The organism is Pseudodesulfovibrio pelocollis (assembly GCF_030282845.1).
GTDB lineage: Bacteria > Desulfobacterota > Desulfovibrionia > Desulfovibrionales > Desulfovibrionaceae > Pseudodesulfovibrio > Pseudodesulfovibrio pelocollis.
The window spans coordinates 1-13,723 of the sequence record NZ_JASTWE010000059.1 but is presented as its reverse complement, the minus strand read 5'-3'; the positions used below and the strand labels follow the sequence as shown (position 1 = coordinate 13,723).

General features: G+C 65.1%; 11 protein-coding genes and 2 tRNA genes. 8 read left to right on the top strand and 5 right to left on the bottom strand.

The window, feature by feature from the left end:
- Window positions 1-74 precede the first annotated feature (74 nt).
- On the top strand, window positions 75-2,180 hold the full coding sequence (locus QQS14_RS15175) for a PP2C family protein-serine/threonine phosphatase (protein WP_285907860.1): 2,106 nt from the start codon (window positions 75-77) through the stop codon (window positions 2,178-2,180).
- Window positions 2,181-2,428: 248 nt separating this feature from the next.
- Here the strand turns inward: QQS14_RS15175 and QQS14_RS15170 are convergent.
- Window positions 2,429-2,505, bottom strand: a tRNA-Arg gene (locus QQS14_RS15170).
- A 112-nt stretch (window positions 2,506-2,617) separates the two neighbouring features.
- Between QQS14_RS15170 and QQS14_RS15165 the strand changes: the two genes are divergently transcribed.
- From QQS14_RS15165 to QQS14_RS15150, 4 genes are all read left to right on the top strand, one after another.
- Window positions 2,618-3,847 (top strand): bifunctional folylpolyglutamate synthase/dihydrofolate synthase, encoded by a 1,230-nt coding sequence (locus QQS14_RS15165; protein WP_285907859.1) that lies wholly within the window; start codon window positions 2,618-2,620, stop codon window positions 3,845-3,847.
- 13 nt (window positions 3,848-3,860) lie between these two features.
- Window positions 3,861-5,273: an L-seryl-tRNA(Sec) selenium transferase gene (selA, locus tag QQS14_RS15160; RefSeq protein WP_285907858.1), complete on the top strand. Its 1,413-nt coding sequence runs from the start codon at window positions 3,861-3,863 to the stop codon at window positions 5,271-5,273.
- Window positions 5,270-6,658, top strand: coding sequence for an aminopeptidase (locus QQS14_RS15155; protein ID WP_285907857.1), 1,389 nt, complete (start codon window positions 5,270-5,272; stop codon window positions 6,656-6,658). The genes selA and QQS14_RS15155 overlap by 4 nt, the downstream gene beginning before the upstream one ends.
- Before the next feature lie 160 nt (window positions 6,659-6,818).
- Window positions 6,819-7,124, top strand: coding sequence for a hypothetical protein (locus tag QQS14_RS15150; RefSeq protein WP_285907856.1), 306 nt, complete (start codon window positions 6,819-6,821; stop codon window positions 7,122-7,124).
- A gap of 131 nt (window positions 7,125-7,255) precedes the next feature.
- Here the strand turns inward: QQS14_RS15150 and QQS14_RS15145 are convergent, their stop codons facing one another.
- The 3 genes from QQS14_RS15145 to QQS14_RS15135 all read right to left on the bottom strand — a co-directional run bounded on the left by QQS14_RS15145 (window position 7,256) and on the right by QQS14_RS15135 (window position 9,387).
- Entirely contained in the window at window positions 7,256-7,807 is a 552-nt protein-coding gene (locus tag QQS14_RS15145; protein WP_285907855.1) for a tetratricopeptide repeat protein, read from the bottom strand.
- 51 nt (window positions 7,808-7,858) lie between these two features.
- Entirely contained in the window at window positions 7,859-8,794 is a 936-nt protein-coding gene (locus tag QQS14_RS15140; RefSeq protein ID WP_285907854.1) for a FecR family protein, read from the bottom strand.
- 86 nt (window positions 8,795-8,880) lie between these two features.
- A complete protein-coding gene (locus tag QQS14_RS15135; RefSeq protein WP_285907853.1) occupies window positions 8,881-9,387 on the bottom strand; it encodes a VOC family protein in 507 nt (168 codons plus the stop codon).
- Window positions 9,388-9,523: 136 nt separating this feature from the next.
- Between QQS14_RS15135 and selB the strand changes: the two genes are divergently transcribed.
- Window positions 9,524-11,470 (top strand): selenocysteine-specific translation elongation factor, encoded by a 1,947-nt coding sequence (selB, locus tag QQS14_RS15130; protein ID WP_285907852.1) that lies wholly within the window; start codon window positions 9,524-9,526, stop codon window positions 11,468-11,470.
- Window positions 11,471-11,495: 25 nt separating this feature from the next.
- Window positions 11,496-12,266, top strand: a complete 771-nt coding sequence (locus tag QQS14_RS15125; protein ID WP_285907851.1) for a lipid-binding SYLF domain-containing protein — start codon at window positions 11,496-11,498, stop codon at window positions 12,264-12,266.
- A gap of 7 nt (window positions 12,267-12,273) precedes the next feature.
- Here QQS14_RS15125 and QQS14_RS15120 read toward each other — a convergent pair.
- A tRNA-His gene (locus QQS14_RS15120) sits at window positions 12,274-12,349 on the bottom strand.
- Window positions 12,350-12,419: 70 nt separating this feature from the next.
- On the opposite strand from QQS14_RS15120, the gene murA reads away from it, so the two are divergent.
- Entirely contained in the window at window positions 12,420-13,676 is a 1,257-nt protein-coding gene (murA, locus tag QQS14_RS15115) for a UDP-N-acetylglucosamine 1-carboxyvinyltransferase (protein WP_285907850.1), read from the top strand.
- Window positions 13,677-13,723: the final 47 nt, after the last annotated feature.

Genomic DNA, 13,723 nt, shown 5'->3' with positions numbered 1-13,723 from the left:
CTAACGAGTCCCCCTCCTTTCTCCTTCCGGGGCGGGCAGGGGGACGGTCAGGTGGAATTACGTCGGGAGGTTTCATGGGAGTTCGCTACAAGCTGCTGATACTGTTGCTTTTTATCGCCATCACTCCATTGCTTGTGGTCGGAACCGGTGTGCGGGGCGATCTGGTCCGGCTGGGCGACAGGCTGGCGCTTCGCATCTCTGACACCCTGGTGAACAAGGCCAGCATGGGGCTGCTGCGCATAGTCGAGGACCATGCCCGCATCCTGCACCGAGAGAAGCAATTGCTGGAGTCCGGCACCTCGTTTCTCGCCTCCAAGATCGAGGGGGTGCTTTACGGCCACTCCCACATCATGACCGCTCCGGCCGTTGCGCCCTCGCCTGTCCTGACGCGGGAATTGCTGCAGGAGTATTATGTCGCGCACAGGCACGGCCGCCAGGGGCTTGATGTCGATTTCAACGCCTTGTCCGCCTGGGATGGCGAGGGTCGCCAGGCGCAGGTGCTCCCCGAGTCCATGCTCGGCCAGATCCTCCCGCTGTTGAGGGAACTCAAGTTCGATTATCCCGAGCTGGCCCTCTGGATCGAGATCCGGCTCCGGGACGGCGCGAGGATTGTCTACCCCGGCCCCGCATCCGGGGCGTCCATGCGAAGACCGGAATCCGGCGCTGCCGGGTTGGTTCACGAGCCGACATGGTCCTCCCCGTATCCTGACGAGTGGACCCGTCGCCTCGTCTTCCGCGTCACGGTTCCGGTGCGCGATGAAGTCGGCGCGGCGCAGGGCGAGGTGTCCATCGTGGTTCCGGTCGGCTCCTTGCTGCACAAGGGGCACCATGTGGACATGTACTCCGAGGAGGGCGTGGCCATGCTCGTGCAGTCTGAAGTCGAGCCCGGAAACGATGAGGCTACGCTGCGGATAATCGCCCGGGAGGCACAGGGAAAGGCCATGCACGACCACTGGATCGCCCCGGAACAGACCGTCTGGCTGACCTCGCCGGACACCGGGGAATATGGGCGGATGACCGCCTCGCTGCTCGACGCCACGCCGGGAGTCTCGGAGATGCCCTTTGAGGGACAAGACGCGTTGTGGGCGTATGCGCCCATTGATCATGGTGCCACGGCCCTGATGATCGTCGTGCCCAAGGCGGATGTGATCATGGAGGCGCTGGCCGCCAGGGACTTCATCCTGACCCGGATCGGCGACCACACCGCCAGGATGGGGGTCATCGGTCTTGTCGTGGCCCTTATGGTGGCGGGCATCGCCATTTTGCTGTCCAAGGTGCTGACCCGCAACATCGCCGCGCTGGTCACCGCCTCAGGCCGTGTGGCCAAGGGCGATTTCACGGCCCGGGCCGACGTGCGCGGCCGCGACGAGATCGGCCAGCTGGGCGCGGCCTTCAACCGGATGGTGCCCGCCCTGGCCGAGCGGGTGCGGCTGAAAAGTTCCCTTGAGGTGGCCCAGCAGGTCCAGCAGAGCCTGCTGCCGGATTCAGCCCCGGATTTTCCCGGCGCGGACATGGCGGCCATCAGCCGCTACTGCGATGAAACGGGTGGCGACTACTACGGTTTCATCCAGCGCGAGACACCCACCGGAGAGAGCTGCGTGGTCGCCGTGGGCGATGTCAGCGGGCACGGTATCCCGGCCGCGCTGCTCATGGCCTCGGCCCGGGCGTATCTGCGCTGCCACGCCGGGTCCGGCGCCCGGCTGGACGAGGTCGTGGCCCGGACCAACCGGCGCGTTTTCGAGGACGTGGACCAATCCGGCCGCTTCATGACCCTGTTTCTTCTGGAGATAGAACAGGGCCACACCATCCGCTGGGTGCGCGCCGGGCATGACCCCGCCCTGGTCTACGACCCGTCCGAAGACCGCTTTGACGAGCTTTCCGGCGAGGGTCTCCCCCTGGGCGTGACGCCGGACGCCGTCTTCACTATGAATGAGCGGTCTGACATGCCCTCGGGTCAGGTCATCATCATCGGTACCGACGGCATCTGGGAGATGCAGTCGCCGGACGGGGAAATGTTCGGCAAGGAGCGCTTGAAGAAGGTGGTCCGCGCCCATCACGGCGAGTCGTCGGCGTCGATCATTCGCGCCCTCGTGGATGCCCTTGGGGAGTTCCAGTCCACGGCCAATCAGGAGGACGACCTGACCGTGGCGGTGATCAAGCTGTCCGCAGACCGGCCCTGACGCGACGCCAAGCGACACCGCGACCCGCATGGGAAGAGGCCACATGAGAAACTGCACCGCTTATCAGTGACGCAGCATGGGTCGGAACCCTGGTGCAAGCTGACACCCAACTTGAGAAAACCAGGAATTATTAACGGATAAGTTCTGAGTGGAGCAAATTTATGCAAAAAAGCAATCTCGGGCCGTGTTTTGTGCGCAGAAAATGAAAAATGATTCAAGCAACATGCCTGAATCATTTGTCTTTCTTCTGGCGCGCCAGGGAGGATTCGAACCCCCGGCCGTCGGCTTAGAAGGCCGATGCTCTATCCAACTGAGCTACTGGCGCGTTGAGGGGTGTGATACTGGAACGCGCGGCGTGAGGTCAAGGGTTTCGTGCCGAAGTGGCAGGCGGTGGGCGGGGCTTCCCTGGCCGGGGGGTTCCTGCTACAAGGGACGGCGTGGAACCGCTCAAGGATTACGACGCACTGCAAGGATACATGGACAGGCTTGGCCTGTTCCATATGGATTTGGGCCTCGGGCGCATGGAGGCCTTCTGGGCGGCGCGCGGCATGCCCGGCATTCCGGTGGTCCATGTGGTCGGCACCAATGGCAAGGGCTCGACCTCGACCTTTCTCTGCTCCATCGCCCGGACCCACGGCACCAAGGCCGGGCTTTTCACCTCGCCCCATTTCGTGTCGCCGCGCGAGCGGGTGCAGGTCAACCGGGCGCTGCTCGGGCGCGACGAGTGGGTGGCGCTGGCCAATGAGGTGCTGACCACCCCGGGCGGCGAGGCGCTGACCTATTTCGAATTTCAGACCTGCCTTGCCATGCTCGCCTTTGAGAAGCGGAACGTGGACATGGCGGTGATGGAGGCCGGGCTGGGCGGTCGATTCGACGCCACCACGGTCTTTTCGCCGCGTCTGACCCTGTTCACTCCCATCGACATGGACCACGAGAAAATCCTCGGGCCAACCCTGGTGGACATTGCCCGGGACAAGGCCGGGGCCATCCATCCCGGCTCGGTGGCCGTGACCGGACCGCAGCGGGCCGAGGCCATGATCGAGCTTGCCAATCGGGCCGAGGCCGTGGGTGCGCGGCTGATCCCGGCCTCGGATGTGGCCGACCCGGTGGATGGTCTGCGGCTCGGATTATCCGGCCCGCACCAGCGCGACAACGCTCGCCTCGCCCTGGCCGGGTGGCGTGTCTTCGCGGCCATGGCCGATATCCGCAGCGAGGCCGACGCCGAGGGCTTCGGGCTTGAGTCCGCCTTTGTTCCCGGACGGTTGCAGCGGGTCAGCCTTGGCGGCCGCACGGTCATTCTTGACGGCGCGCACAACAGCCACGCCCTGGCCGCTCTGGGCGAAGCGCTGAAGGCTGATGGGATCAGGCCCGCGTCCGTGATCTTCGCCTGTCTGGCGGACAAGGACGTGTCTGCCATGCTGCCGCTGGTGCGGGCGCTGACCGATGGGCCGGTGCTGGTGCCCGGCATGGACAACGAGCGGGCCGGAGATGCGGCGCGCATCGCCTCGGAAATGGGCGGCGCGGCGCGGCCCGCAGCGACCCTGGCCGATGCCCTGTCGGAAGCCTTTGCCGCCCGGAGCGAGGCGCAGGGGCCGGTGCTCATCTGCGGCTCCTTGTATTTGCTCGGCGAGTTTTATAGGATGCACCCGGAATTTCTGACCAAATAGCAGCGGGAGAAGCATGAGCACATTATTTCGCCACCTGCCGTCCGTGGCCCAGGTGCTGGCGGGTCTGGATGCGGACCCGGATATCGCCGCCCTGCCGCGCCCGCTGGTCAAGGAGCAGATCAACGACTTTCTCGACATCTGCCGCGAGGAAATCCGCTCGGGCGTCATCGTGGACGCGGCCGCCCTGGCCCTGCCCGCGCTCATGCCGCGCCTGACCGCCTTTGTGCGCGCCCGCTCACGGCCCCATTTCCGCCGGGTGCTCAACGCCACGGGCGTGGTCATCCATACCAACCTCGGCCGCTCAGTGCTGGCCCGGGCGGCCATGGAGGCCGTGGCCGAGGCGTGCGCCCATTATTCCAACTGCGAGTTCGACCTGACCACGGGCAAACGGGGCAGCCGCTACAGCCATGTGGAAAAAATCCTGTGCGACATCACCGGGGCCGAGGCCGCCCTGGTGGTCAACAACAACGCGGCCGCCGTGCTGATCATGCTCGAAACCCTGGCCCGGGGGCGCGAGGTGATCGTCTCGCGCGGGCAATTGGTCGAGATCGGCGGCTCCTTCCGCATCCCGGACGTGATGGCCAAGTCCGGAGCGATCCTGCGCGAGGTGGGGGCCACCAACCGCACCCATATCCAAGATTACGAGCGAGCCATCGGCGACGAGACCGCAGCGCTGATGCGCGTGCATACCTCGAATTTCCGCATGGTCGGCTTCACCAAGGAAGTGAGCCTGCCGGAGATGCGCGCCCTTGGCGACAGATACGGCCTGCCGGTCATCGAGGACCTGGGCAGCGGCACCCTCTGCGATCTGGCCGGTCACGGCCTGCCGGGCGAGCCCACGGTGCAGCAGGTGGTGGCCCAGGGCGCGGACGTGGTCTCCTTTTCCGGCGACAAGGTGCTGGGAGGCCCCCAGGCGGGCATCATCGTGGGGCGCAAGGAATATGTGGAGCGCATCAAGCGCAACCCCCTCAACCGGGCCGTGCGCATCGACAAGATGACCCTGGCCGCGCTGGAGGCCACCCTGCGCCTCTACCTCGACATGGACACGGCCCGGCGCGAGGTGCCGACCCTGCGCATGATCACCGCGTCGCAGGACTCGCTACGCAGCAAGGCGCGCCGACTGGCCGACGCCGTGCGGGCCGAGCTGGGCGACACGGCCGGGGTAGCCATGCGCAAGGGCTTTTCCCGGGTGGGCGGCGGCGCGTTCCCGGAATACGATCTGCCGGGAACCCTGGTCTCGGTGGACGTGGCGGGCATTTCGGCGGAATCCCTGCGCGAGGCGCTGCTCAATACCGATCCGCCCCTGGTGGCGCGCATTGAGGACGATACGTTCCTGCTCGACCCGCGCACCCTGGCCTCAAGCGAACTCAAACTGGCGGCTGGCGCACTGCGTCAGGCCGTGGACACGATCAAGGACAAATCATGAGCAAGAAGAGCGCGAAACTCGAATACGAGCCGAAATCCGCCTGGGAGGTCTATTCCTCCAAGAAGGACATCAAGGCCATGGACGCCATGGCCGACAGGTATGTGGAGTTCCTGAGCCGCTGCAAGACCGAGCGGCTGGTCATGGACTTTGTCAGGGCCAAGGTCGATGCGGCCGGTTTCGTGGATGATCTGGCGGCCCCGCTGGCGTATCGCTTCAACCGCAACAAAACCTGCTTTCTGGCGCGCAAGGGCAGGCGTTCCTTGAGTCAGGGATTCCGGCTGGTTGGCGCCCACGGCGACTGCCCGCGCCTGGACCTCAAGCAGCGCCCCCTCTACGAGGACACGGACATCTGCCTGGCCAAGACCCACTACTACGGCGGCATCCGCAAGTACCAGTGGCTGACCATCCCCCTGGCCCTGCACGGCACGGTGGTCAGGAAGAGCGGCGAGGTGGTCACCGTGTGCATCGGCGAGGACCCGGCCGACCCGGTCTTCACCATCACCGACCTGCTGCCGCATCTGGCCTACAAGGAGATGGAGAAGAAGGTGGCTGACGCCTTTGACGCCGAGAAGCTGAACCTGATCATGGGCCAGTCACCTGCGGCCAAGGCGGGCAAAGACGACGAGGCGATCAAGGAGCCGGCCAAGCGCAAAGTGCTGGAATTGCTCAACGCCCGCTACGGCATCGACGAGGCCGATTTCTTCAGCGCCGAGATGCAGGCCGTGCCTGCCGGTCCGGCCCGCTTCGTGGGGCTCGACGCCTCCATCATCGGCGGCTACGGCCAGGACGACCGGTCCAGCGTCTTCTGCGCCCTGGAGGCGATGCTGGCCGAGCCTGACCCGGAGTATGCGCAGATCGTGCTCTTCTGGGACAAGGAGGAGATCGGCTCCGAGGGGGCCACCGGGGCCAACTCGCGCTTTTTCGAGAACTGCATGGAGGAGCTGGTGGAGGCGTGGGAGCCGGGCGCGCGGCTGTCGAGCGTGCTTTCGGGCGGCTCGGCCCTGTCCGCCGACGTGTCCGCCGCCCTGGACCCGGACCACAAGGACGTCTACGAGCCGCTCAATGCGGCCCGGTTGGGCCACGGCCCCTGCTTCAACAAGTTCACCGGCCATCGCGGCAAGGTGGGGGCCAACGACGCCCACCCGGACTTCATCGGTTGGCTCAGGCGCATTCTCGACGACGCGGGCATCCCCTGGCACATGTCCGAACTGGGCAAGGTGGACGTGGGCGGCGGCGGCACCGTGGCCAAGTTCCTGGCCGTCTACGGCATGGACGTCATCGACGTGGGCGTGCCCGTGCTCTCCATGCACTCCCCCTTCGAACTCTCCGCCAAGGCGGACATCTACGCCTGCACGTTGGCCTTCCGGGAATTTCTGAAGCAGTAGCGGCGGGCCGTCGGGAATGGTCCGATTGCTTCGTTGCAATCGTTTCTTTATATATTTGTGGCAAGTTGAGTTGAGTAGTTGTGATTGAATTAGGGCCACGACAACAATTAGTCGTGGCCCTAATTTCACCTATGCAGTTTGGGGTTTGATGGAGAAGGCCATGATGCAACATAATGCTAATCCTATCGCAAGGATTATCGCTGGGCATCCTGTCGATTTTACACCTTCATGTGAGATATCCAAGCTGTGGACAATGCTGGTCGCCTCTGCCGATGAATTGAGTTTTTTCATAAAATACTCCTGGTTATACGGTTACAAAAGCCACTGGACGCACTTGGTTATATGGTTAAAAAAAAGCCACTGGACGCACTTCTCCATAGGAGAATGCGCCAGTGGCACACAGTTGCTCTATTTCTTCTTAAGAATGAGGCAATTATTATGTAAAGAGCAAATAGTTCATCCATGAACCATGAGAAACTATTGCATCAGACTGAGGAAAAGTCAACTAAAAAATTTTAACTATATCCGTAATTCTGTAAAAATGTCAACTTTTCCAGTTGTGACAAGTGTTAAGAGTCGTACTTTCTCCCACCCCCCTCACTCCCCGTAGGCCGCTGCCAGTCCTTCCTCGGTGAGCATAACGTCTTCCACCGGGAATCCGGCGCGTTTGGCCTTGCGCATCCAGGCCAGGGCCTGGGGGATGTCGCGGTCCACGCCGAGGCCTGCGGCGTAGAGGTTGCCGAGGTAGTACATGGCCACGTCGTTGCCACGGTCGGCGGCGCGGGTGATGAGGGCGGCGCCCTTGGCCGGGTCGGCGGGCACGCCGTCGCCGTAGATGTGGAACAGGCCGAGCATCAGGGTGGCCTCGTCGAGGTTCTGGTCAGACGCCTGTTGCAGGAGGCTGGCGGCGCGCTCAAGGTCCGTGTCCACGCCCTCGCCCTCGGCGTACATGACGGCCAGATGGTACTGGGCCATGGCGTTTCCGGCCTCGGCCGCCTCGGTGTATTTGGCCAGGGCCGTGGCGTAGTCCTTTTGCAGATAGGCGCGGGTGCCCTGGCGCTCGGTGATCTGGCTGGCGACCACGCAGCCCGTCAGGGCCAGGGCGAGCAGGGCGGGGAGCAGCGTGTTTTTCATGCGTTGGCGAACCATGGTGTATGTCCTTGTCTGGTGCGAATGTGTCTTAAATGCTGGCGTGGCCGGTTAGTGCTGGCCATGTCCGCCGCTGTCGCCACCGCTGTCGCCGCCGCCCATGGCCTGCGATGAAGCCCCGGAGCGGTCGCTCTCAGCGCTGCGCTGGGCGCTCTGTTGCAGGCTGAGTTGGCGCAGGCGGCCGTAGTCCGGCCTGCCGCCCACGCCGCCCAGAGACGACTTGGTGCGGTTCACCTGCTCGCGAAAGGCCTGGACCCTGCGGTCGAGATCGCCCGATTGGCCCACCGCGCCCGGCTCGCCCTGGGTGGTCATGGGCGCGGCGTTGATGACGTTGCGCTGGACCTCGGGGCTGGTGGGCGCGGGCTGACTCATGGAGCCGTCGGTCCCCACCGAAGTGGAGAGCCCGGGCCGGTCCATGGTCACGGAGGCCGTGGGCGAGGTGACGCTGACCACATGGCCCGGCGCGATGGAGAGCACGCCGATGGTCTCCTGCGTCTGGGTGACCACGGCAAAGGGCTCGGTGCCCCGGATGCCGATGGTGGTCAGTGGGGTCTCAAGAGCGAATCCGTCCGGGTTCTGTTTGACGATCTCGCCGCTGAGCACGCGGAAGGTACCCATCCCCATCTTGAAGAGCAGCCTGGAGGCCGAGGGATCGTCGGAAAAGACATAGTCGTCGAGGGCGATGGTCGATTGCTGCCCCTGGGCCAGGATGGTCTGGTCGTTGAACCGGACCTCCACCGTGCTTTTCAGGCCCGTGGTCAGGACATCGTGGGCAAAGACCGGGTTGTCGAGGTCCAGCAGGCGGCTTTGGCCGTCCGGCCGGGCGGCGCTGACCGAACCGCTCAGGGCGACCACTTGGCCTATGGGTTGGCTCATGGCCGTGTCAGGGCCAGCCTGCGCCTTTGCAGGCAGCGGAGACAGCGCGGCGACCACGGCTACCATGGCTGCCATGGCGAGAATCAGGGAGAGTCTGATCACATGCTTCATTGGGCGTGCTTCTCCTGTCCGAAGAAATGGTTGTCCGATTCTGTAGAATACCCCGCAAGGCGCATGGCGTCAACGCCGGGCGTATTTCAGGCTGTCTTGTCCCGTGCTGTCTTGTCTGGCTCGGCCATGGCGGCCACGGCTTCAACCGGGATGAAAGTGCGCGCACTGATCTCGTCGATGGTCAGCCCCTCGGCCAGCAGACGGCGCACCAGCACGGGCAGCGGCTCGGCCACCTCGACCACGTGGCCGTCCGGGTCGTGCAGCCGGAAGCCGCGCTGGCCCCACGGCGCGGCCTGCACCGGGTGGATGATCTTCTGCCAGCGTGCATTGACGCGGGCGAAGTCCTGGTCCAGGGTCTCGCTCTCAAAGTACATTTCGAGGTTGCCCTGGCCCAGCGTGGTCGGGGGGGTGCGCGCGCCCTCGTAGATCACCTCGGTGGCGTGGTCCGCCTGCCAGATGGAAAAGCCGCTGGCAAAGGCCACGTGCGGGCCGTGGTCGGCCAGCACCGCCTGTCCAAGGACGTCTTGGTAAAAGGCTCGCGAGGCGGCGATGTCGGCCACCAGCAAGGCCGGGCCTGCAAAGGTCATGGGCATGGTTTCCTCCGGGTGTCTCTATTGGCGGGTGTCGAATCCGATGAAGTATCCGCGTTGTTGAGGGCTTCGCCGTTTTTGTCTATCGTGCTTTGCAGATACCAGAAACATCGGGCGCACGAAAGAGGGGAAGGACCGCATGCCTGTCATCATGGGAACCGCCGGGCACATCGACCACGGCAAGACCACGCTCATCAAGGCCCTCACGGGCATCGACTGCGACCGCCTCTCCGAAGAGAAGAAGCGCGGCATCACCATCGAACTGGGGTTCGCCTTTCTTGATCTCGGGCCGGGCGGTGGCGGAGCAGAGTCAGGTGCGGGGCAGGACGACGAGTCCCGGCTGGGCATCGTGGACGTGCCGGGTCACGAAAAATTCGTCAAGAACATGGTGGCCGGGGCCACGGGCGTGGACTTCGTCATGCTGGTCATCGCGGCGGACGAGGGCATCATGCCCCAGACTCGTGAGCATCTCGAAATATGCCAGCTCCTTGGCGTGAGCGACGGGCTGGTGGCCCTGACCAAGGCAGACATGGTGGACGAGGAATGGCTGGAGATGGTCAAGGACGAGGTGGCAGCTTGGCTTGAGCCATCCTTCCTTGGCGGCGCGCCCGTGGTGGCCGTGTCGAGCCACACCGGCCAGGGGCTGGACGAGCTCAAGGACACCCTGCGCGCCCTGATGGCCGATTTCACGCCCAGGCGGCGGTCCGACCTCTTCCGGCTACCCGTGGACCGCGTCTTCACCATGAAGGGGCACGGCACGGTGGTGACCGGTACCATGATCTCCGGCTCCCTGAGCGTGGGCGAGGAGGTCCGGCTCTATCCCGGAGACACCAAATCCAAAGTGCGCGGCCTGCAATCGCACGGCGTCACCGTGCAGACAGCCCGGGCAGGGCGCAGGACCGCCGTCAACCTGCACGGCCTGGAGGTGGACGACATCCGGCGCGGCGATGTGCTGGCCCGGCCCGACACCCTCGTTCCGGCCGAGGTCTGGGACATCGAGTTGAGCGTGCTCGAATCCTCGCGCCGACCCCTCAAGCATCGCAAGGAAGTCCATTTTCACCACGGCGCGCGCGAGGTGCTGGCGCGGATATACCTGCTCGACCGTGACGAACTCAAGCCGGGCGAAACGGCCGTGTGTCAGGTGCGGTTCACCGAGCCCCTGGCCGGGGTCTACGGTGACCGGGTGGTGCTGCGCTCATTCTCGCCGCTTCGCGCCTTTGCGGGTGGCCGGGTCATCGGCCCGCGCGGCCACAAGGTCAAGCGCTTCTCCCCGCTGGTGGAGGCCCTGGCCGCCCTGGCCCACGAATCGCCCGAGGTGGTGGCCGCGGCCCAGCTGGAACTGGCCGGGCCGCAGGGGCTCTCCTGGAGCGAGCTTTTGACCATGACCAACCTTGAATCCAAGGCACTGGAAAAGACCCTGGGCGTGCTCGGGGGCCAGCAAAAAGCCACACTCTTCGACCGCGAGGCGAGACAGTACGCGGGCGGGCAACTGGTCCAGGACCTGTCGGACAGCCTGCTGGCCTGGCTGGCCGCGTTCCACCGCAAGGACTCCATGAAGCCGGGCGTGCAGCGCGGCGAGCTGGCGTCGTCGTGGGGCAGGGGAGTGCCGCCCAAGCTCTTCCATTTCATTGTCGAGCGGCTGCTCAAGAAGGGCGACGTGGCGGCCGAGCAGGAAATGCTCAGGCTCAAGGATCACAGCGTGTCCCTGGCCTCGGACCAGGAGGCGGTGCGCGCGGCCCTGATGGCGGCCTATGGCCAGGGCGGGGTCACGCCGCCCAACCTCAAGGACGTGCTCGAACCGCTGGGCCTGACCGCCAGACAGGCAGCGCCCGTGCTCAAGCTGCTTCAGGATCAGGGGGAGCTGGTGCGGGTCAAGGACGACATGTACTACCATGGCCCGGCCCTGAATGGGATCAGGGACGCCATCGTCGGGTTCTTCGAGACGCGCGCCGAGATGTCGGCCCCGGACTTCAAGGATCTGACCGGCCTGTCGCGCAAGTACCTGATCCCGGTGCTCGAATACTTTGACAAGGAAAAGCTTACCGTGCGCGTGGGCGATGTCCGCCATTTCCGCAAACGCTCTTGACACCGCATCGGAGGCAACTTACGCCATGCTCATGGCACCAAAAATCATGATTCGCGGCGTCTGTGTCCTGCTCCTGTCGGTTGCGCTCGCCGCCTGCGCTGGTCGGGGGGCGGGGGGCGGCTCCAACTCCACCAACGCCGAGGCCACGGCCCAGGGGCTGGTGGACTCGGCCGAGCACATCCTGCAAGCCGGGCTGGACGGCGAGCGCGGCCAGGAGCTGCGCCGACTCATCAGCCAGGCCCGGGGGGCCATGATCGTGCCCGGCATGGGCAGCGTCAGCTTCCTCTTCTCCCTTGGCGGGGGCAACGGCCTGATGCTGGCCCAGACCGACAGCGGCTGGACCGGCCCTGCCTTCCTGACCAAGGGCACGGGCGGGCTGGGCATGCAGGCGGGCGTCACCCGGGTCTCGGGCATCATCCTCTACATGCGCGACGAGGATGTGCGCTATGTCCTCGAAACCGGCGCGCTGCTCCAGGGCCGGGCGGCCATCACCTTTCTCGACGCCGACTTCGAGGGCAACCGCACGCCCGAGTTCGTGGAGACCGGCGACGTCATCTTCGTGGGCCAGACAGAGGGGCTCTATGCGGGCATCGGCGTGAGCACCGGCGGCCTGTCCAACCGGACGAGTCTCAACGCGGCCTATCACCGCACGGCAGACGGCAGCCCCGAGCATGTGCTCTACGAAACCGGCGCAGTGCCAGAAGGTGCCCGTATCCTCATCGACATGCTGGAGCGCGCCTCGGCCCAGGGACGCGAGGCAACAAAAAAGGACGGAACCGAAGCTCCGTCCAATTGATGTCTCGTGGGGTGAGTGATGGGACTTGAACCCACGGCCACTTGGGCCACAACCAAGTGCTCTACCAACTGAGCTACACCCACCGCGTGAGGGGCATTTCTTAGCCAAGGTTTCACGTCCGGTCAAGCAAAACAATCACTAAAAGGGTATTCCATGGATAAACTTGTCATCAAAGGCGGCGTTCCGCTCCAGGGGGCCATCCGGGTCAGCGGCTCCAAGAACGCGGCCCTGCCCATCCTCATGGCCTGCCTGCTGGCCGAGGGGCGGGTGAACCTGACCAATGTCCCAAGGCTCGCGGACATCCGCACCTCCCTCAAGCTCCTGAACATCCTGGGCTGCGAGACTACCTTTGAGGGCAACGAGGCCACCAGCCATTGCGTGGGTCTCAAGCCCGAAGCGCCCTATGATCTGGTCAAGACCATGCGCGCCTCGGTGCTCTGCCTGGGGCCGCTGCTGGCCCGGCTGGGCGAGGCCCGGGTGGCCCTGCCCGGCGGCTGCGCCATCGGCGCGCGCCCGGTGGACTTGCACCTGCGCGGCCTGGAGCGCATGGGGGCCTCCTTCGAGATCACCGAGGGATACATCATAGGAACCTGCAAGGACGGCCTCAAGGGCGCGCACATCACCCTCGACTTCCCCACCGTGGGCGGCACCGAGAACCTGCTCATGGCCGCCAGCCTCGCCCAGGGGCGTACCACCATGGAAAACGCCGCGCGCGAGCCCGAGGTGGTGGACCTGGCCAACTTCCTCAACGCCTGCGGCGCGAAGATCACCGGGCAGGGCACCAGTATCCTGACCATCGACGGCGTCCCCTCCCTCTCGGGCTGCGACTACCGGGTCATGCCCGACCGCATCGAGGCGGGCACCTACATGGTGGCCGCAGCCATCACCGGCGGCGAACTGAAGATCGTCGGCTGCCCCTTTCAGGAACTGGACGCCGTGAGCTACAAGCTGCGCGAAATGGGCGTCTGGCTCCAGGAGGAGGACGGCCACGTGCTGGTGCGCCGGGCCAATGGCCTGCTCAGGAACGTGGACGTGACCACGCTGCCCCATCCCGGATTTCCCACTGACATGCAGGCCCAGCTCATGGCCTTGATGTGCTTTGGCCAGGGCACCGGGACCATCGAGGAGAAAATCTTCGAAAACCGCTTCATGCACGTGCTCGAACTCGTGCGCCTGGGCGCCGACGTCCGGCTCAAGGGCCGCACCGCCATGGTCCACGGCGTGGGCAAACTCACCGGCGCGCCGGTCATGGCCTCGGACCTGCGCGCCAGCGCCTCCCTGGTCCTGGCCGGACTCGCCGCCCAGGGCACCACCACCATCGAACGCATCTACCACCTCGACCGGGGCTACGAAAACATCGAAGCCAAACTCTCCGGCGTCGGCGCCCTCATCGAACGGGTGGCGGGTTAGGGGCGCGGGATTGGGGTTGGGGTGAGAGATTCCGGGGTGAAGTGCCA